Below are 721 nucleotides of genomic sequence, written 5' to 3'. Positions count from 1 at the left end.
GGCCTGGCGTACGGGGCCGCCGGTGGCTTCTGCTCGTGGTTCAAATGACGCGGGTCGTCGCGCAGGGGACGTTCGACCTGCTCCACCCCGGCCACGTTCACTACCTGGAGGACGCGGCGACGCACGGCGACGAGCTCCACGCCATCGTCGCCCGCCGCACCAACGTCACGCACAAGCCCGCACCGGTGCTCTGCGCCCGCCAGCGGCGCGACATGGTCGCCGCGCTCGACGCGGTCGACGAGGCGCACCTCGGCGACCCGGAGGACGTGTTCGTCCCGATCGAGCGGCTCGACCCCGACGTGATCGTGTTGGGGTTCGACCAGCACCACGACGAGGCCGACATCGCGGCCGCGCTCGACTCGCGCGGGATCGACTGCCGCGTCGATCGCGCGTCGGGCCGCGAACCGAAGTACGAGGACGAACTGCTCTCCAGCGGCGACATCGTCGACCGGATCTTGCGCGAGCGCGGCGACGGGCCGGACGCGGACCGAGACTGATCGCGGTCCGGGGGACCGATCGCGGCGCAGGGAGGCGCAGCGCCCGTTCGCGACGCCGGACTCCCCTCGGCGCCGTTCGCCGAAGCGCGGAACATATATGGGTCCGATTCGTAATCCGTGCCACGTGACGCTCCCAGACAGATTCCCCGCGGTTCTGGCCCCGGCCGCCGTGGGCGGTGACCTGCCCGTCGTCCTCCGCCCCCCCCCCCCCCTCCCGGAGGCGC

Annotated in this window: 1 protein-coding gene; it reads left to right on the top strand. The window is 72.7% G+C overall.

All coding sequences use genetic code 11. The features are described 5' to 3' along the window. Positions 1–44: 44 nt before the first annotated feature. A complete protein-coding gene (locus tag B9G38_RS17090) occupies positions 45–497 on the top strand; it encodes an adenylyltransferase/cytidyltransferase family protein (RefSeq protein WP_086221160.1) in 453 nt (150 codons plus the stop codon). The last annotated feature ends 224 nt before the right edge of the window (positions 498–721 follow it).

It is taken from the genome of Halorubrum sp. SD612 (assembly GCF_002135005.1).
This window is presented reverse-complemented; position numbering and strand designations above follow the sequence as displayed.

Bases quoted from the DNA above. Each gene is read 5' to 3' on its own strand.
- B9G38_RS17090 (WP_086221160.1), top strand. From the start codon at position 45: ATGACGCGGGTCGTCGCGCAGGGGACGTTCGACCTGCTCCACCCCGGC.